The organism is Rhizobium lentis, from assembly GCF_014200175.1.
Taxonomy (GTDB): domain Bacteria; phylum Pseudomonadota; class Alphaproteobacteria; order Rhizobiales; family Rhizobiaceae; genus Rhizobium; species Rhizobium mulingense.
Map to the genome: position 1 here is coordinate 248,067 of NZ_JACHBD010000001.1, position 18,191 is coordinate 266,257.

Here is an 18,191-nt window from a genome sequence, read left to right on the forward strand (position 1 = left end):
GCGCCTCAGAACTCGACGCCTGCCTGGCCCTTGATCCCCGAGCGGAAGGGATGCTTGATAAGCTCCATCTCGGTCACGAGATCGGCAATCTCGATCAGCTCATCCTTGGCGTTGCGCCCTGTCATCACGACATGCGTCATGTGGGGCTTCTCTGTTTTCAGGAACGCCACCACCTCGCTGATATCGAGATAGTCGTAGCGCAATGCGATGTTGATCTCGTCGAGCAACACCATCGAATTTCGCTCGTCGCGGATCAGTTCCTTGGCCTTTTCCCAGGCGGCCGAGGCGGCTGCAACGTCGCGGGCGCGGTCCTGCGTTTCCCAGGTAAAACCCTCGCCCATCGTGTGGAACTGGCAGAGATCGGAGAAATGCTTCTCGATCAGATCGCGTTCGCCGGTCCACATCGCTCCCTTGATGAACTGGACAACGGCTGATGGCTTGCCGTGGGCAATGTGGCGGAAGATCATGCCGAAGGCGGCCGACGACTTACCCTTGCCCTTGCCGGTATGGACAATGATCAGCCCCTTGCCGTCCGTCTTTGTCGCCATGATCTTGTCGCGTGCGGCCTTCTTCTTCGCCATCTTCTCGGCGTGGCGTGCATCATCCTTGGCCGCTTCGTTTTCCGGAGTTTCGTCGTTCATCGCTGCACCTCATTCAGTTGCGTGGCGACCAGGTCGAACCGGGCCGAATTGCTGCGCGGCGCCCAGAGCTCGCGGTCGATCGCCTCGCGCAGCCGCTCCTTCATCTCGTCGAATGCCGCAGCGCTCTTCTCGACCATGAAATCGCGCACGGCGGGATCGGCGACGAAAGCCTGATAGACCGCTTCGAAATGATGCGCGCCGACCGCCCCCGTCGTCGCCGCGAAGGCGAAGAGATAGTCGACCGTGGCGGCGATTTCGGCCGCTCCCTTGTAGCCGTGGCGCATGACGCCGGATATCCATTTCGGATTGACCACGCGCCCGCGCACCACGCGGCCGATCTCTTCCTCCAGCGAACGGATCACCGGCCGCTCCGGTCTCGAATGATCATTATGATAGATTGCGGGACGCGCGCCGCTCAGTGACTCGGCCGCAGCCGCCATACCACCCTCGAACTGGTAATAGTCGTCGCTGTCGAGCAGGTCATGCTCGCGGTTGTCCTGGTTCTGAACGACGGCTTGCACCGATCGTAGCCGCTCCTCGAACAAGCCGCGTTCGGCCTTGCCCTCCTCGCCGGCGCCATAGGCATAGCTGCCCCAGACGAGATAGGCCTCGGCGAGATCGGCGCGCCGCTCCCAGCCCTTTTCGTCGATCAGCGCCTGCAAACCGGCGCCGTAAGCGCCGGGTTTCGAGCCGAAGACCCGGTAACCCGCCCGCCGTTTCGCCGAGGCGGCGTCGAGACCGGCGGCAGCAAGCCTTGCCGCTTCGCCGCGCATGCGCGCTGCGACCGGATTGTCGGCATCGTCCTCTTCGAGCGCGCCGACGGCGCGAACCGCCTTGTCGAACAAGGCGATCTGCTCGGGAAAAGCGTCGCGAAAGAAGCCGGAAATTCTGAGAGTCACGTCAACGCGAGGCCGCCCAAGCACCGCCTGCGGTATGATCTCATAACCGGTGACCCGCCGCGAGCTCATATCCCAGAGCGGCTTGACGCCGATCAGCGCCAGCGCCTGGGCGATATCGTCGCCGCCGGTGCGCATGTTCGACGTCCCCCAGGCCGTCAGGCCGAAGGTATCAGGCCATTCGCCGTGGTCCTGCACATAGCGGCGTACCAGCAGTTCTGCCGATTTCCTGCCAAGTTCGTAAGCCGCCGGCGTCGGCACCGCGCGGCTGTCGACCGAATAGAAATTGCGGCCTGTCGGCAGCACATCGGGCCGCCCGCGCGTCGGCGCACCGGAGGGACCGGGTGCGACGAAGCGGCCGTCGAGGCCGGCAAGCAGGCCGGATATCTCCGCCGGGCCGCAGGCAAGGATCGAGGGCTTGATACGAATCTCGATCTCGGAGAGCACCGCCTGCGTCGCCGTCCATTCCGCGGGGCAGACAATCTCGCCGCAGACGAGCCTGGCCGCCAGCAGCTCGATCCGCTCGACGGTGTCTCCGTTGGTCCGCCAGGGGGTGTCCAGGAGGTCGGCCAGGATTGATGGACGTGGGCCGGCCCAGGCAGCGGCCATGTCGCAGTCGAGAGGGTCAAAAGAAGGCCCCTCCCCAACCCCTCGCCACAGGTGGGAGGGGCTTACTGGGCGCGCTATCTCGTCATCGACTTTGATCTCAGAGGTAACCGCGCGCTCAACGGTAAGTCCCTCCCCCTTGTGAGGAGGGGCTGGGGATGGGTTTTCCAACACATCCCCAGCAATCGCCCGCTGCAGGCTCGCGTCCCCGCCCTCACCCAGCCCGCGCGGCACCCGTGCCAGCGCCACGGTCAGATCCGTCAGCAGCCGCCCCTCGGGCGACACCCCGAACACATGCAGCCCGTCGCGGATCTGCATTTCCTTGAGGTCGCAGAGATAGGCGTCGAGCTTCTTCAGCGCATCGCCTTCGCTTTCGCCGCTGCCTATGCCGGCATCCCGGTCGAGGCCGAGGTCGGTGACAAGATCGAGAATCTGCCGGCTGAGCAGCCGGATGCGGCGCGGGTCGCCGCCGGAGGCCTCGTAATATTCGTCGACCAGCGCTTCCAGATCCTTGAGCGGTCCATAGCTCTCGGCCCGCGTCAAAGGCGGCGTCAGATGGTCGATGATGACGGCGGCAGCCCGCCGCTTGGCCTGTGTGCCCTCGCCCGGATCGTTGACGATAAAAGGATAAATATGCGGCAGCGGTCCGAGGATCGCCTCGGGATAACAGTTCTCCGACAGCGCCAGCGCCTTGCCCGGCAGCCATTCGAGATTGCCGTGTTTGCCCATGTGGATGACGGCGTCAGCGCCGAACTCGCGGCGCAGGAAAGCGTAGAAGGCAAGATAACCGTGCGGCGGCACGAGATCCGGCGAATGGTAGCTTTCCTTCGGATCGATATTATAGCCGCGCGCCGGCTGAATGCCGACGAGAACGCCGCCGAAGCGGGCGAAAGGCAGGGCGAAGACGCCGTCGCGAAAATACGGATCGTTCTCGGGATCGCTCCAGCGAGCCCTCACCTCATCCTGAATCTGATTGGGAAGAGACGCCAGGAAACTGTTGTAATGACTCAGAGATAACGTCTCGCGGATCACCCGGCCGTCATGCCCTGAATTGGTCGGCCCCCGCATCAGATGTCGGATCAGCGCGTCGCCGTCGGCCGGAATATCGGCGGCCGGATAACCCGCTGCTTCCATCGCCCGCAGTACCTCGATGCTGCCGGCCGGCGTATCCAGGCCGACCCCATTGCCGAGCCGGCCGTCGCGATTCGGATAATTCGCCATGACAAGAGCAATGCGTCGGTCACGCGCCGGCGTGGCGCGCAGCCGCGCCCAATTGGCGGCGAGTTCCGCCGTATAGCGCATCCGGCCGGCGTCCGGTTCGCTGGCGACGATGCTCGTCTCGACCGCCGCGTCGTAACGCGCCGCCGTCTTGAAGGAGACCGCCCGCGCCAGCACCCGGCCGTCGACCTCTGGCAGCGCCACGTTCATGCCGAGATCGCGCGCCGACAGGCCTTGTGAGGAGGCGGCCCATGCCTCCCGCGACGAGGCCGACAGGATCGCCTGCAGCACTACCGCGCCGTTTGCCTCCAGCACCGTCGGCTGCCGGTCGGCCCCCGGTGCGGAAACCGCAAAACCGGTCGTATTGATCACGACATCGGGTTTCAGCGCCGAGAATACGCTCTCGAGAATGCCTGTGGAGACAGGATCCTTGAGGCTATATGCAAATACCGGCAGCGGTCGTAGACCAAGTGCCTGCAAGGCGTCGATTATCGCTTCGATGGGGCGGGTTTCGCCGCTTTGGACGAGGGCGCGGTAGAAGCTGATGGCGATGATGGGGGATGTGGGTTCGAATTCCACCTTCTCCGTCCCACGCTCGGCGGCCGAAGGTGGCGCAACATGCGAACCGGCAACCTGCCGCCACTCCTCCGCGCCGATTAGCCCCCGCTCCGGCCACCAAATTCCCGCCTTCATTAGCGGCACCGCCGGTGCCGGCTTCTCTCCTCCCGAAAGCATGGCCGAAGCATAATCGAGAAAGGCGCGTGCATTGGCATCGCCGCCCTCGATCAGATAGGCCCAGAGGGCATTGAGATCACCGAGCCCGATGTTGGAAAACGGCGTCAGGCCCGCATCCGGTCTGGCATCGCCCGGCAGCACGGCAATCAGCGCGCCGACGCGGGACGCTGCCGCATGCAGGGCCTCCAGCGCATAATGGAAATAGCTGGCGCCGCCGAGTGCGCGCACGATAATGAGCTTTGCATGCCGTGCCGTCCGCTCGACATAGGTATCGACGGACATCGGGTGCTTGAGGCTCATCAGGCTGGCAAGCCTCAGCGACTGTGGCACACCACGCGCGCGATGGGCGGCCGCGATCGCCGCCAGCTCGCTGTCGGCCGCCGACAGGAACAGGATCTCGCCCGGCGTCTGCCCGAGGTCGATCGCCTCCTCGCCGTCGCTGATCGTTCCCTGCTGGGCCAGAAGCAGATGCATCGGTTAAGCCAGCGCCTCGATCGCCGATCTCACGGCGTCCTCATCCATCTCATGCAGGCCGATAACCACGAGGCGCGTAGCGCGCCTTTCACCAGTTGCCCAGGCACGATCGAAATAGTGATCGATGCGGCTGCCGACCGCCTGAAGCTGCAGGCGCATCGGCTTCCCGGAAACGTCGACAAATCCCTTGAGGCGCAAGACGTCGTGAGCAGCGATGATCGTCTTCAGCCGTTCGACGAAGCTGGCAACATCGACGATCCGGCCCAACTCGACGACGAAGCTGTCGAACTCGTCGTGATCGTGCGGCGTGCCGTCCTCATGCTCCAGTTCGTGGTGCGACTTGCGGTTGGCCAGATCATTCTCCGTGCCGATACCGAGGCCGAGCAGGATGCCGGCCGGAACCTCACCATTTCTCGCCTCGATCATCACCGGCTTGCGCTGTGTGCGGGAGGCGACCTCGTCGCGCACGCGGCCGAGACCGGCCACATCGATCAGATCGGTCTTGTTGAGCACGATCAGATCGGCGCAGGTGAGCTGATCCTCGAACAGCTCTTCGATCGGGCTTTCGTGATCGAGCGATTCATCCTCGCTGCGCGCTGCCTCGACGGCATCGTGGTCGTCGGCAAACCGCCCGGCGGCAACCGCCGCACTGTCGACCACAGTGATGACGCCGTCAACGGTCACCTGGGTGCGGATGTCAGGCCAGTTGAAGGCGGCGACCAGCGGCTGCGGCAAGGCGAGGCCCGAGGTTTCGATGACGATATGGTCGGGCCGCTGTTCACGTTCCAAGAGCTTTGTCATCGTCGGAATGAAATCGTCGGCAACTGTGCAGCAGATGCAGCCATTGGTGAGCTCGATGATATCGTCCTCGCTGCAATTTTCGGCGCCGCAGCCCTTCAGCACGTCGCCATCGACGCCGAGATCGCCGAACTCGTTGATGATGAGCGCGATTCTTTTGCCGCCGGCATTGGTGAGCAGGTTGCGGATCATCGTCGTCTTGCCGGCACCGAGAAAGCCGGTGATGACGGTTGCGGGAATCTTCTGGCTCATGAAATTTTAACCCTTCATTTTCAGCGGCAGGCCTGCCGCGATGAAATAAACTTCGGCGGCTTTCGCGGCGACCATCTGGTGCAATCGGCCTGCATGATCGCGAAAATCCCGCGCCATGCGATTTTCCGGCACGATGCCGAGCCCTACTTCGTTGGAAACGATGACAAGTTTCGCCTTTGTCTGCGGCAGCCACGCCGCGAGCGCGGCAGCTTGTAGCGCTATATCGCGCTCTTGCATCATCAGATTGGTGAGCCACAGCGTCAGGCAATCGACAAGGATCGCCCTGCCCGCCCCATCGATGGCCGCAAGCTTGCCGACAAGATCGAGCGGTTCCTCATGTGTCGTCCAGGACGGGCCGCGATCAGCCCTGTGCTGGTCGATACGCGTCTGCATCTCATCGTCCCATGCCCGGCCGGTCGCGATGTAATGGCACTCGAGGCCGCTCGATGTGACGAGGTTTTCGGCGAAGCGGGATTTCCCAGAGCGCGCGCCACCGAGGACGAGGGTGGAATTGGCGAGGAGATCGGTCATGCCTCGACCCTCCGGCCAGGGAGGGCGGTGCTTCGGTTTGCTCCGCGTATACTATAGCGGACCGACGAGGACGTAATACCCCCCTCTGTCCTGCCGGACATCTCCCCCACAGGTGGGGAGATCGGCAAGTGGGATGACCTTCGCCCAACATCGATTGTTTGGGGAAGCCGGTGCACCGATCCGATCTCCCCCCTTGTGGGAGAGATGTCCGGCAGGACAGAGGGGGGGGCCACATACTCGACGCAGGAGGCTGAAAGCCCCCCATCTGCCGCACGAGGCAGCGCCGAATTCAAACGTTCAGCCAAAACAACCTCCGTGCTGGCAGCGGGTCTCTTACCCAGGGTGGGCTTTTCGCCCGGCACGGAAGGCAGGTCTCCTGGCTCGCAGTTATCGGCCGCGATCAGGGCGGACCGGAAAACCGGTCGCCCCCGATCGTGCCAGCGGATCCGCCTCGCCTTCCCGGCTGCATCGGTGAAAAGGTGGACGATTCGTAGAAATAGAGGCGTCCGACCCCGGTTGATCACCATGCATTTCCAGTGGCTTTTCCGGCACGTCGCTCATCCCGCCCGCCTGCACGATTGCAGGTCGCCGGCCGGAAGGGCTTGATGCCGGATGGAAGACCCTGACCGCTCTACAGTCGCGGGGTCGGCTGTAATGAAGGCGCCCGGCTTGGGTCCGCCCCGTCACATTCCCTTTTCATCCGGAAGGACAACTGCCGATCCGGAACCATCCGTTATGTCAGGATGATCAGCCGACCATCCGTTGAGAGATGGTTAGGCAAGCCAGAGGATAGAGTCAACCGGCGTTGACGACCGACGCGCCGGCCGGGGACAGAAAGCTTCCAACAACACGACTTACTCTACTAAAAACATCGTCTTTAATCAGAGACTTACCTCATAAGAATTTATCCCGCGCGCCGGCTTTTCGCCGCAATTGCATCGCAAGCGGACAGCACCGCCGCCCTTGACTGGGACTCTCCCCACCTAGTTGTCTAGCAATGCTTATGAAATTGGATCGGCGCCGTTTCCGCGCGCTGCGTGTTTTCTTCGACCCGGGACGGCTGCGCGCGCTGACCCGCCGCAGTGAAGTCGGCCTGTCGCTGGCGGGCGCCGTCGTCGGCCTCGCCTCGGGGCTTGCCGTCACCGGCATGAGCTACGTTTCCAACCAGCTGCACCAGCTGGTCTTCGGCATCGCCGACACCGAAAGGCTGAGCGCGTCGGTAATCGACGACAAGATGCTGCTGCTCACCGCGCCGGTCGTCGGCGGGGTTCTGCTCGGCATGTTGCTCCCGGTGCTCGCCAAACGGCGCAAGAAGCCGATGGTCGACCCGATCGAGGCCAATGCGCTGCATGGCGGCCGTCTCTCCCTGACGGACAGCATCATCGTCGCCGTGCAGAACCTGATCTCCAACGGCTTCGGCGCCTCCGTCGGCCTGGAGGCCGGCTATACCCAGCTTGCCGCCGGCATTGCCTCCAAACTCGGCCTGCAGCTGCAGCTGCGCCGCTCAGACCTTCGCATTCTCGTTGGCTGCGGCGCGGCCGGCGCTATCGCCGCCGCCTTCAACGCGCCGCTGACCGGCGCCTTCTACGCCTTCGAGCTGATCATCGGCACCTATACGATCGTGTCACTGACCCCGGTCGTCGTCTCCGCCCTCGTTTCCACCCTCATAGCGAGATTGCTTGCCGAGGGCGATTTCACCATCGATATCGGCAGCTTCGGCTCGGTCGTGCCGGCCGATTATGTCCCGGCGCTGCTGCTCGGTGTCTTCTGCGCCGGTGTCGGCATTCTTCTCATGCAGGGCGTGGCCTTCGTCGAGGAGCTTGCGCGCAAAAGCTCGATCGCCCCGCCCTTTCGCCCGGCGCTCGGCGGCATCATCGTCGGACTTCTCGCGATGATCTCGCCGCAGGTGCTATCGGCCGGTCACGGCGCACTGCACCTCAACCTTTCCCGCGACGTGACGATCCCGGCCCTGATCAGCCTCTTTCTGCTGAAATCGCTGGCCTCGGCAATTTCGATCGGTTCCGGCTTCAGGGGCGGCCTGTTTTTCGCCTCGCTGTTCATGGGCGCCCTGCTCGGCAAGCTCTTTGCCAATTGCGGTCCCTATTTCGCCGACGCCACGCTGACGCCGGTCATCTATGCCGTGGTCGGGATGAGTTCGCTGGCCGTCGCGGTCATCGGCGGACCGCTGACGATGACCTTCCTGGCGCTCGAGATCACCGGCGATTTTCCGATCACGGCGCTGGTGCTTGCCGCCGTCATCACCTCCTCGCTCGTCGTGCGCTCGACCTTCGGCTACTCCTTCGCCACATGGCGCTTCCATCTGCGCGGCGAAAGCATCCGCAGCGCCCACGACGTCGGCTGGATCCGCAACCTGACGGTGAACAAGCTGATGCGCGCCGACGTCAAGACCGCAAAGGCGAGCATCTCCTTGGAGGAGTTCAAGAAAGCCTTCCCGATCGGCTCGACCCAGCGTGTCATTCTCGTCGAGGAGAACGACAAATATGCCGGGCTCGTGCTGGTGCCCGAGATCTACGCCAATCCGACCGATGTCCAGGACGAGGGCCAGACGCTTGCCGATTTCGTCCGCTACCGCAACGACTTCCTGCAGCCGCAGATGAACGCCAGGCAGGCGGCTGCGATCTTCGACAAGAGCGAAAGCGAAGCCCTCGCCGTCGTCAATAATCTGATCGAGCGCAAGGTGATCGGCCAGCTCAGCGAAAGCCACACGCTGCGCCGCTACAGCGAAGAACTCGATCGCCGCCGCCGCGAGGTATCGGGCGAGATCTGAGCCGCTACGAGGCGGCGCCGGCAAGCCTGAAGACGTCGGCCCTCTTCGAAACGCCGCGCAGCTCGAAAGACCCGAGATAGTCACAGGGCACGGCACAGGTCGCCGCGAAGCTCTCCGAGAGCAGCAGGTGCTGCTCAAGCATTCCGCACAGCTTTTCCAGCCGCGAAGCCTCGTTGACGGCTCTGCCGATCACCGTGAAGTCCAGCCTGCCGTGAGCGCCGACATTTCCGTAGAAAACCTCGCCGAGATGCAAGACGACATCGATGCCGATATCCGGACCGCCGTTGCGCGTGCGCTCGCGATTGAGCTCTTCGTTTGCCCTCAGCAGATTTTGGGCCGAAGTCAGTGCCGCCTTGCAGGCCTTCTGCGGGTCATCGGCCTCCGTCGGAAAAATCGCCAGCACGCTGTCACCCATGAATTTCAGAATCTCGCCGGAATTTTCCTCGACATGCCGGTCGATCAGCTCGAAATGCTCGTTGAGAAACCCGACGATCTCCGCAGGCTGGTATACTTCGGTCAGCGCGGTGAAATTGCGCAGGTCGGCGATCAGGATGGCGGCATCGATGGAGCCGCCCATTCCCCTGCGGGTTTCGCCTGCAAGGATACGCGCGCTCGTTCTGGCGCCGGTATAGACCGCGAGGATTTCCGTCGCGGTCTTCGAGACCGCGACACGGTAGGCGGCCAACCCCAGAGCCGGCAACAGTTCCTGGATGATCGCCAGCTGGTTGTCGGAAAATCCGCCTGGCGCATCGCTGGTGAGCGAAAAGCCCAGCCCACGTAGCGCGACCTCCTTCGGGAATTCGAAAATGCTGATGACGTGATCCGTGCCGCCGGCAAGCGCAAATTCGTGAAGCTCGGCATACTGGAGGCCCTCGCCTTTCGCCAGGTTCCATCGCCCGGTTTTCTCGCCGCGGCTCAAAAGGTGAAAGATCGGCGTCATCTCGAAGCTGCGTTCCGTCTCGCTGCCATGCTCCGCATTCTCGAGAACGATTGCACCGCCCCGCTCGAAATTGGCGGCGACGCCGCGATACATGGGATGGAGGGAAGGCATTCTGATGCTCGCACGCCAGATCGGAACGCCGGCCGCAATCAGCCGGTCGCACAGACCGGCGACGAGGTCGCCAATATGCTCACAGGTGATCCCCTGGTCGATAAGCCACTGTATATGATCGTTAATTTTTTCAATCTCCGAATGGGGGCGACAACCTGAAGGAAGCTTTCCGACCGTCGAGGCCCGCAGCCCAAATCGACGGACAGGCGATGAAAGAGCGATATCGCGCGCTGCCCATTCATTAGCCTGCTTCCTGTCGCGATGCTACTCCCGGTCGAGTAAAAGTGATACGCAATTCGGCCGCACCGCTGCGGCTAACCGAGCAGCCCCGCCAGCCAGTGCGGATCGAGGTGACGTTCCAACTCCCCGGCGATCTCGTCGAGCGCGTGCTCGACGCTGTCGCGGTAATTCCGCCGCTCGCCAGATAGGCCGAAGCTCTGAAGCAGCCGGGCGCGGTAGGTGTCGCTGCCGAAGAGCCCATGCAGATAGGTGCCCATGATCCGCCCGTCGGCCGACAGCGCTCCGTCGGGCACGCCGTCGACAATCGCCGACGGCCGGACGCAATCCGGGCCGCGGGTGACGCCGAGATGGATCTGGTAGCCGGCGAGCGATAGGTCGTATTCTGTCGAACGGGCCTGGCTGTTGCGCACGGTCTTCTCAGGCGCCATCTCGGTCTCGACGTCGAGCAGCGCAAGCCCCGCCGCCTCGATCGTCCCGCCTTCTATGCCGAGCGGATCGCGTACCGTGCGACCGAGCATCTGGTAGCCGCCGCAAATGCCGATTACCCGGCCACCGCGCCGGACATGCGCCGCAAGATCGCGGTCCCAGCCTTGAACCCTGAGATCGGCGAGATCCGAAATCGTCGATTTCGAGCCGGGAAGAATGACCAGGCTAGCATCGACAGGCAGCCGCTCACCTGATCGCACGAAAACAAGTTCGACATCCGGCTCCGCTCTCAACGGATCGAGATCGTCGAAATTGGCAATGCGCGGCAGCATCGGCACGGCGATTTTCAGCGCCCGCGTCCCGCTCCTCACCAGCCGTTCGAGCACGACCGAATCTTCGGCCGGCAGGCGCGCGGCATCCGGCAGCCACGGCACGATGCCGAAGCAGGGCCAGCCGGTGAAGTCTTGGATGGCGTGGATGCCGTCGTCAAACAACAAAACATCGCCGCGGAACTTGTTGATGATATAGCCGGCGATCATCGCCCGGTCGGCGTCGTCGAGGATCGCATGCGTGCCGACAAGCGAGGCGATGACGCCACCGCGGTCGATATCGCCGACCAGCACGACGGGCACGCCCGCCTTCGTCGCAAAGCCCATATTGGCGATATCGCCGGCTCTGAGATTGATTTCAGCCGGCGAGCCGGCGCCTTCGACGACGACAAGGTCGGCACTGGCAGCCACTGTTTCGAAGCTCTCGAGCACGGCGCCGAGCAGTCGCGGCTTCAGCAGCTGATAATCCCGCCCCTTCGCCTGTCCGAACACGCTGCCCTGCACGATGATCTGACTGCCGTTTTCCGATTGCGGCTTAAGCAGCACCGGATTCATATGCACCGAGGACGGCGTCCGGGCGGCGAGCGACTGCAGCCATTGCGCCCGGCCGATCTCGCCGCCGTCGTCGGCAACCGCCGCATTGTTCGACATGTTTTGAGGCTTGAACGGACGGACTGCCAGCCCGCGATTGGCCGCCAGCCGACAGAGACCCGCGACCAGCACCGTCTTGCCGACATCCGAGCCGGTTCCCTGCAGCATGATCGCTCTTGCCATGGCCGTCGCCTTTCGTTGAGGCGAGGCCTACAATGGCCGCCGATCCCGGGTCAAGACTGGCCCCGATTAGGGCCTAGGGCCAATCAAGACTTCAGCGAGGTCAAGACCTGGCATGTCCCCGCGAAAACGCGAAAACCGCGCATGGCCTTGGCTCTGCGCGGTTTGCCGAAAACTCAGGCGTCTTCGCCCCTACACGGCGAAGCTCGCTTCCTCCGGTACGCACTACCTGAACCGGAGAAGCAGCGGTTGTTCCGGCTGCGACCTCACTGATAGCGGCACATTCTTACCGGAGAGTTATTGAAGGCTTTCGCAAAGGTTAATTTTGACGTTTTTCAGCAGTCCCGGCGAATTTTCTTCCGAAAACCGTTCGGTGATCGCGAGTCCATCGGCGGCGCCATTTTCGGGCCGTCGACATAAATTCTTCAAATTCAACCATTTAGGCTCGCAACCATGAGCAAAATGAGGTTGATTTCTGCGGGCGAACGCGTAGGCTTGATCAAAATGCGCCATTGTTGAACATGACCTACGATCCGCCGCCGAAGCCGCAAGGAGGAACGGCGTCCGCGAACAGGACGGCTTGTCGTGGCATCGCCCGGCAGGCTTCCTCCTCGGGCGCACCAAGCTTTGCAGATATTTTCCTCGGACCCAGCGGCGCGTCGAGCAAAGAAAATTCGGGGAATGACAATGAAGACGCTTCTGATTTCGGCCGTCTTTGCCGCGGCCTTTTCCATTGCTGCGCCGGCTGCTGCCGACGATTGCGGCCAGGTGTCGATCGCCGAGATGAAATGGTCCTCGGCCGGCATTGCGGCAAACTTCGACAAGATCATTCTGGAAAAGGGCTATGGCTGCTCCGTCACCATCGTCGCCGGCGACACATTGCCGACTTTCGCCTCGATGAATGAGAAAGGCACGCCCGACATCGCTTCGGAATATTGGATCAATTCCGTCAGGGCCCTGCTCGATCAGGCCGTCAAAACCGGCCGGCTGGTGCAAGGCGCCGAGATCCTCGCCGACGGCGCCGTCGAGGGCTGGTTCATCCCGAAATTCATCGCCGACGCCAATCCCGACATCCGCTCTGTCGAGGACGCGCTAAGACATCCTGAGCTTTTTCCAGCCGAAGACGATACATCCAAGGGTGCAATCTACAACTGCCCGGCCGACTGGAGCTGCCACATATCGACGACCAACCTTTTTAGGGCGCTTGCCGCGGACAAGAAGGGCTTCGAGCTCGTCGAGACCAGCACTCCCGAACGGCTGGATGCGTCGATCGCCCGCGCCTTCGAGAACAAGGTCGGCTGGCTCGGCTACTACTGGGCGCCGACCGCCATCCTCGGCAAATACGACATGACGCGTCTGAGCTTCGGCGTCGGCCATAACAAAGGCGAATGGGACGGCTGCACCGCCGTTGCCGGCTGCACCAGGCCCCAGCTCAATTCGTACCCAGTCTCGCGCGCTTTCACGCTGATGACCAGATCCTTCGCCACCCGCTCCGGGCCCGTCACGGCCTATCTCAAGGCTCGCAAATGGGACAACGCGACGATCAACCAGGTGCTCGCCTGGCAGGACGAAAACCGCGAAAGCAACGAGGATGCCGCGATCCACTTCCTGCGCAATTACGAGAATCTTTGGACGAAATGGGTGCCGGCCGATATAGCCGAGAAGGTCAAGGCGAGCTTATAACCGCGGGACACGATCAACGACCGGACGATTCGAATGACCGCCAGCGTTCCCTTCCCCGACCGCGATACCGTCGCGGAAAAGCTCGCCGCGCTGTCGGAGCCCGACAAATCCTACCTGACGCTCGTCATGCAGAATGCCGTCCAGGACGACAATCTGCTCGACGGCCTGCGCCGCCACCTCGATTTTGCCGCGGGCTCGCCTTTCCTGAACTCGCTGAAACTCGAAAATCTTGGATTGTGGCTTGGGACTCAGGCGCCGGACCGCCTTCAAATCCGGCTGATGGAAACGGCGCGCTCCAGCCAGCATCCCGCATATCAGGCCTTCCGGACCGGGCTCAGCCGATCCGGCGGCCTAGAAAGGGCACATCCCCCGGCCACTCGTTAGAGTGGTCCGGACCCGGCCGTTCGATAGAATGGTCCGGCTTTAGGCGTCAGCCAGCCTGATAAGCCCGGCAAACCTGCCTACCGCTTACTTCTTCGCAGCGCGATCAACCGAGCGGCCGGCATCCTGCGTGGCATTCACCGTGTTTGCCGTGTCCTTACCTATGCCGCGGATCGTGTTGCCGCAGGAGGAAAGAGCAAGAAGAACCATAAAGGCTGCGGCAATTTTGGCCGTTGTCGTCATATCGAATATCCTTGTTTGAAATCAACCCCGAACGGCTGCTATGCCCGTTCGCGCCGATAACGCACAAGGGAACAAAAGGTTCAACCGCTGAAAGATATCCTTAGGCGGCAACAGCCTTCGCTCTTTCGGCAAAAGCGCTACGGATGCTGTCGGCCACCGTCTCGATTGGGCCTGACACCTGGGCGGCGGTCAGCAGCCGGATATCGAAGGAGCCGAGCTCCGGCAGCCCTTCCTGCAGTCCGAGGATCGCCATGTCCTCGCTGACATAAGAAAGCGGCAGCGGCGCGATGGCGAGATCAGAGAGCACAGCGGCGCGCTGCGCCATCGTGTGGCCGCTGAGATAGGCGACACGATAAGGACGCTTGTTGCGTTCGAGTTGGGAGAGCGCCTCCTGGCGCCAGATGCAGCCGTCCTCCCAGATCGAGATCGGCAGAGGATCGCGGCGATGCGCCGAACCGCAACGGGCGCCGGCCCAGACCAGCCGCTCGCGGAACACCACCTCGCCGCCGGTCGGGAACGGCCGCGTGGCGCAGTTGATCAGCGCCAGGTCGAGCCGCTGCTCCTCCATGCGCTTCTTGAGGCCAACGCTCATGTCGATCGTCACGTCGACCATGATGCCGGGATAGCTTTCGGCAAAGCTCTTCAGAATTCTTGGCAGCAGCCGCTCGCCGATATCCTCGGGAGCGCCCAGTCTCACGACACCGGTCAGCTCCGGCATGATGAAGCGCGATACCGCTTCGTTCGACAGCGCCAGGATGTTGCGGGCGTAAGAAAGCAGCATCTCGCCATGACGCGTCAGCGTCACCGAGCGGGCATCACGCAAAAACAGCGTCGCGCCGAGCTGTTCCTCGAGCTTCTTGATCTGCATGGAGACGGCCGACGGCGTGCGGAAGACGGCCTCGGCGGCAGTGGAAAAATTGCCCGTTTCGGCGATGGCGACGAAAGTGCGCAGCACATCGTTGTCAAGCAAAGGAATGGGACGGCGAAAGGGTAGGCTCATCGTCGCATCTTTCAATTTTTCTGATTTATAACCCAATATCATTTGGTTTGATTGAATGTCAATCGCTCCCCATAGTCTGTGTATCGGAAGCGATACAGCAAAGGAGGCTCGACATGACGCAAGCAAGCACCTGGAATATCCTACAGACCCTTTCCGCATTCAAGTCGCGCCGGCGCAGAGATGCAAACCACGAACATGCCCTCCGGGAATTGAAACGATTCCCATCGCACCTGCTGGCCGATTGCCAGCGCGAGGAGTTGCCTATGCCGAGGGTAGCCGCTCGGCCGAATCGCCACCTGAGGATCGTGGAATCGCGCGCATAATGTGCGCAGCTGAAGTTTTTTCGGATCTTGGCGCAAGGTCACAACGGTTGTCGGAAACATCCGCCCGTCAAAGCTTTCCGCCCCATTGATCCAACCTGACCCTGCCGCCGAGATGTCGCGATCCGGCTGATCGTTCCGTCAAACAGCGATCACATCCCGCCCATGAGCTTGAAGGCGATGATCCACATGGTCGCAGCGACCAGTGTTTCCAGCACCCGCCAGGCCGATGGCTTGGAGAAGATCGGCCGCAGCCAGGTCGCGCCATATCCGAGGGAAAAGAAGAACAGGAAGGAACCGGTCACGGCGCCTGCGGCAAAGGAAGCCTGCTGTCCCGGATAACGCGTCGAGATCGTGCCGAGCAGCACCACCGTGTCGAGATAGACGTGCGGATTGAGCCAGGTAAGCGCAAGGCAGGTTGCGAGCGTCTGCCTGAAGCTTGCCGTTTTGGCCTCGGCCGCCGCGAGAGCGGCGTTCGACCGCAAGGCGGAATAGAGGCTTTTTGCTCCATACCAGGCGAGAAACGCGGCTCCTCCATAACGCATGACCGGGTCGAGCCAGGGCATGAACCTGGCGATCTGCTGCAGGCTGGTGACGCCGAGCACGATCAGCACCGCGTCGGACAGTGCGCATGCGAGGCAGACGGCAAACACATGCTCACTGCGCAGGCCCTGGCGGAGAACGAACGCATTCTGAGCGCCGATCGCGACAATCAGGCTGAGGCCCATCATCAGGCCGGTAAAATAGATTGAAAAACTCATCGCTTCGCCTTTCGCTTTCGACGAGACTTCGCTATCGCGGCGAATCGAATTAGGGTAATTAATTTGCCTAACCTCAATTAAGCAGCGCTAATCCATGCTCGACTACCCCGCCCTCCGTACCGTCGCGACCGTTGTCCAGACAGGGAGCTTCGAACGCGCCGCGACCCTGTTGAACGTCACCCCTTCGGCCGTTTCGCAACGCGTCAAGCAGATCGAAGAACGTCTCGGCGTTGTGCTGGTTGTTAGAGGCACGCCGTGCACGGCGACCGAAAAGGGAGAATGGTTGTGCCGCCATATGGAAAATGTCGGTATGCTCGAAGCCGAACTCTTCGGCCACCTGCCCGCACTCGTTGATCCCGGCGAACCACGCCAGAGGGTGACGCTTCAGATCGCCACCAATGCCGACAGTCTCGGCACCTGGTTCGTGGAAGCGATGTCGACCTTCGCCAGAAACTCCTCTTATCTGTTGAATATCGCCGTCGACGATCAGGATCACACCGCCGAATGGTTGCAGCGCGGCCGTGTAGTCGCGGCCGTCACCAGCCTGGAAAAGCCGATAAGGGGCTGCCGGCGTTTCGCGCTTGGCGTTCTGCGCTATCATGCGACGGCAACGCCCGACTTCGTCGCCCGTAACTTTCCCAAAGGTGTGACCGCCGAGGCGATCCGCAACGCTCCGGCTCTGACCTTCAGCCAGAAGGACAGGCTGCAGAGCACCTGGGTCCGCCAGACCTTCGGACGCGATCTCGACTATCCCACCCATTGGCTCCCCTCGCCGCAAAGCTTTGTCGAGGCAACCCTGTCGGGCATGGGATGGGGAATGAACCCGACTCAGCTGACCCGCGAGCATCTCGCGTCCGGACGACTGGTCGAACTGGTTGCCGACACCCCCCTCGATGTTCCCCTATTCTGGCAGATAAACCGCTTTGCCGCCGATCGACTGGCGGAGCTGACGCGCGAAGTCATCAGCGTGGCAGGGCGCAATCTCGGAAAACACAGATCGAAAACCGATTCGCCGGGCCTCTGATCGCGCCTAGACTAGAAAATATCTGGAGCGATCAAACGTAAGCCGCACGGCTGCCGAATTCGCTGGTTTCATCGAAACTCTTCGTGCCGATGCGCTCGCTCTCGCCGGAGAATTCTCCAGGAACTGCGGCAGCCGACTTTGACGAGGCTGATGCCTGGCCCTTGCCGCTCTCGGTCGCTTCGATCTTGGCGATCTTCGCTTCCAGCGTCTCGATCGATTCTCGATTGTCGCCTTCTCTTGCTCGTCCTGTATCTGCGACAGAGCCGCCTGCTTTTCGGCAAGCTGCACTTCGAGAGAGGCAAGGTCATCCGACGAGCTGGAAGACGAGGTTGAAGCGGCTGAACTCAAAATGGTGGATTCTGAACTGGAAGTTGCCTTGACCATGAACATGACTTTCGATGATGAATGTCACCTTCTAAGCCGCGGGTGGTAAAGGCCCATAAATAAAGTATCCGCAGTACTAATTATTCCGACGGTTTTGACCGCCTTCTACGCGATGGCGATGATCTCCAGCTCCTGGCCACCCGCCTCCACGGCATCGCCGGCAGCCTTGCCCATCAAAAGCCGCGCCACCGGCGAGACGTAGGAAATCGATCCGGCCTTGGGATCGGCCTCATCTTCTCCGACGATCCGATAAGTCTGCACGCGCCCATCGTTACGGCGGAAGGTCACCGTGCTGCCGAAGGCAACCACGTCTGTTGATGTAGGGTCAGGCACCAGATGCGCGGTGCGAAGTCTTGCCGCTAAGTACCGAAGATCACGCAAAGGATTGGCAGTCTGCCGTCGCCGTTCATTCACATCTTCAATGGTGCTCGCCGCATCATAGGCCTCACGCGCCTGCTGGAACTGCAGTTCGAGAGCCTTCAATCCCGCTTCCGTAACGAGATTCGGATGCGGCGAAACCGGACGGTCGGGCAATAGGGTTTCCGACGCGGTTTCGAAACTCTCTTCCTTGGTGAAGGCAACGGCCAAACAAAACTCCATGTCAGGCGCAGTGCGCGCCAATGACCGACGGGCAACATC

The 18,191-nt window shown here is 62.0% G+C and carries 15 protein-coding genes, 2 pseudogenes and 1 riboswitch; of the genes and pseudogenes, 5 read left to right on the plus strand and 12 right to left on the minus strand.

Translation table 11 applies throughout. The features are described 5' to 3' along the window. Nucleotides 1-5 precede the first annotated feature (5 nt). The 5 genes and pseudogenes from cobO to GGI60_RS32725 form a co-directional block, all read right to left on the minus strand. The gene (cobO, locus tag GGI60_RS01255; protein WP_183913264.1) at nucleotides 6-641 is read right to left on the minus strand and encodes a cob(I)yrinic acid a,c-diamide adenosyltransferase; all 636 of its coding nucleotides are present in this window, start codon (nucleotides 639-641) and stop codon (nucleotides 6-8) included. Beyond that, nucleotides 638-4,570 carry a cobaltochelatase subunit CobN gene (cobN, locus tag GGI60_RS01260; RefSeq protein WP_183913263.1) on the minus strand — a complete coding sequence of 1,311 codons (3,933 nt, stop codon included), beginning with the start codon at nucleotides 4,568-4,570 and terminating at the stop codon, nucleotides 638-640. The genes cobO and cobN overlap by 4 nt, the downstream gene beginning before the upstream one ends. A 3-nt stretch (nucleotides 4,571-4,573) precedes the next feature. Beyond that, complete coding sequence (gene cobW, locus GGI60_RS01265) at nucleotides 4,574-5,620, minus strand: cobalamin biosynthesis protein CobW (RefSeq protein WP_183913261.1); 1,047 nt, start codon at nucleotides 5,618-5,620, stop codon at nucleotides 4,574-4,576. A gap of 6 nt (nucleotides 5,621-5,626) precedes the next feature. Further along, nucleotides 5,627-6,151 (minus strand): bifunctional adenosylcobinamide kinase/adenosylcobinamide-phosphate guanylyltransferase, encoded by a 525-nt coding sequence (cobU, locus tag GGI60_RS01270; RefSeq protein ID WP_183913259.1) that lies wholly within the window; start codon nucleotides 6,149-6,151, stop codon nucleotides 5,627-5,629. A gap of 74 nt (nucleotides 6,152-6,225) precedes the next feature. Next, nucleotides 6,226-6,381, minus strand: a pseudogene (locus tag GGI60_RS32725) (riboflavin biosynthesis protein RibD); the annotation flags it as partial. Nucleotides 6,382-6,499: 118 nt separating this feature from the next. Continuing rightward, nucleotides 6,500-6,897: riboswitch (cobalamin riboswitch) on the minus strand. Nucleotides 6,898-7,148: 251 nt separating this feature from the next. Here GGI60_RS32725 and GGI60_RS01275 point away from each other — a divergent pair. Beyond that, nucleotides 7,149-8,939, plus strand: coding sequence for a chloride channel protein (locus GGI60_RS01275; RefSeq protein ID WP_183913257.1), 1,791 nt, complete (start codon nucleotides 7,149-7,151; stop codon nucleotides 8,937-8,939). Nucleotides 8,940-8,943: 4 nt separating this feature from the next. Here the strand turns inward: GGI60_RS01275 and GGI60_RS01280 are convergent, their stop codons facing one another. Then, nucleotides 8,944-10,179 carry an adenylate/guanylate cyclase domain-containing protein gene (locus GGI60_RS01280; RefSeq protein WP_246720309.1) on the minus strand — a complete coding sequence of 412 codons (1,236 nt, stop codon included), beginning with the start codon at nucleotides 10,177-10,179 and terminating at the stop codon, nucleotides 8,944-8,946. Nucleotides 10,180-10,304: 125 nt separating this feature from the next. After that, nucleotides 10,305-11,759 (minus strand): cobyric acid synthase, encoded by a 1,455-nt coding sequence (locus GGI60_RS01285; RefSeq protein ID WP_183913255.1) that lies wholly within the window; start codon nucleotides 11,757-11,759, stop codon nucleotides 10,305-10,307. Between the two features lie 678 nt (nucleotides 11,760-12,437). On the opposite strand from GGI60_RS01285, the gene GGI60_RS01290 reads away from it, so the two are divergent. Both GGI60_RS01290 and GGI60_RS01295 read left to right on the plus strand, forming a co-directional pair. Further along, entirely contained in the window at nucleotides 12,438-13,439 is a 1,002-nt protein-coding gene (locus GGI60_RS01290) for a glycine betaine ABC transporter substrate-binding protein (RefSeq protein ID WP_183913251.1), read from the plus strand. A 33-nt stretch (nucleotides 13,440-13,472) separates the two neighbouring features. Further along, complete coding sequence (locus GGI60_RS01295) at nucleotides 13,473-13,823, plus strand: hypothetical protein (RefSeq protein WP_183913249.1); 351 nt, start codon at nucleotides 13,473-13,475, stop codon at nucleotides 13,821-13,823. Nucleotides 13,824-13,907: 84 nt separating this feature from the next. Here the strand turns inward: GGI60_RS01295 and GGI60_RS01300 are convergent, their stop codons facing one another. Together GGI60_RS01300 and GGI60_RS01305 are read right to left on the minus strand one after the other, a co-directional pair. Then, nucleotides 13,908-14,063, minus strand: coding sequence for a hypothetical protein (locus GGI60_RS01300; RefSeq protein WP_003560194.1), 156 nt, complete (start codon nucleotides 14,061-14,063; stop codon nucleotides 13,908-13,910). Between the two features lie 100 nt (nucleotides 14,064-14,163). Further along, nucleotides 14,164-15,105 carry a LysR family transcriptional regulator gene (locus GGI60_RS01305; protein ID WP_183913247.1) on the minus strand — a complete coding sequence of 314 codons (942 nt, stop codon included), beginning with the start codon at nucleotides 15,103-15,105 and terminating at the stop codon, nucleotides 14,164-14,166. A 71-nt stretch (nucleotides 15,106-15,176) separates the two neighbouring features. On the opposite strand from GGI60_RS01305, the gene GGI60_RS31805 reads away from it, so the two are divergent. Then, complete coding sequence (locus GGI60_RS31805) at nucleotides 15,177-15,386, plus strand: hypothetical protein (RefSeq protein ID WP_097605300.1); 210 nt, start codon at nucleotides 15,177-15,179, stop codon at nucleotides 15,384-15,386. A 149-nt stretch (nucleotides 15,387-15,535) separates the two neighbouring features. On the opposite strand, the gene GGI60_RS01310 is transcribed toward GGI60_RS31805, so the two are convergent. Further along, nucleotides 15,536-16,144 (minus strand): LysE/ArgO family amino acid transporter, encoded by a 609-nt coding sequence (locus tag GGI60_RS01310; protein ID WP_183913245.1) that lies wholly within the window; start codon nucleotides 16,142-16,144, stop codon nucleotides 15,536-15,538. Nucleotides 16,145-16,238: 94 nt separating this feature from the next. Here GGI60_RS01310 and GGI60_RS01315 point away from each other — a divergent pair, with 94 nt between their 5' ends. Then, the gene (locus GGI60_RS01315; protein WP_183913243.1) at nucleotides 16,239-17,168 is read left to right on the plus strand and encodes a LysR family transcriptional regulator ArgP; all 930 of its coding nucleotides are present in this window, start codon (nucleotides 16,239-16,241) and stop codon (nucleotides 17,166-17,168) included. A 31-nt stretch (nucleotides 17,169-17,199) separates the two neighbouring features. Here GGI60_RS01315 and GGI60_RS32610 read toward each other — a convergent pair. Both GGI60_RS32610 and greA read right to left on the minus strand, forming a co-directional pair. Further along, nucleotides 17,200-17,558: pseudogene (locus tag GGI60_RS32610) on the minus strand (hypothetical protein). A gap of 99 nt (nucleotides 17,559-17,657) precedes the next feature. Continuing rightward, nucleotides 17,658-18,140: a transcription elongation factor GreA gene (gene greA / locus GGI60_RS01320; RefSeq protein WP_183913895.1), complete on the minus strand. Its 483-nt coding sequence runs from the start codon at nucleotides 18,138-18,140 to the stop codon at nucleotides 17,658-17,660. Between the last annotated feature and the right edge of the window lie 51 nt (nucleotides 18,141-18,191).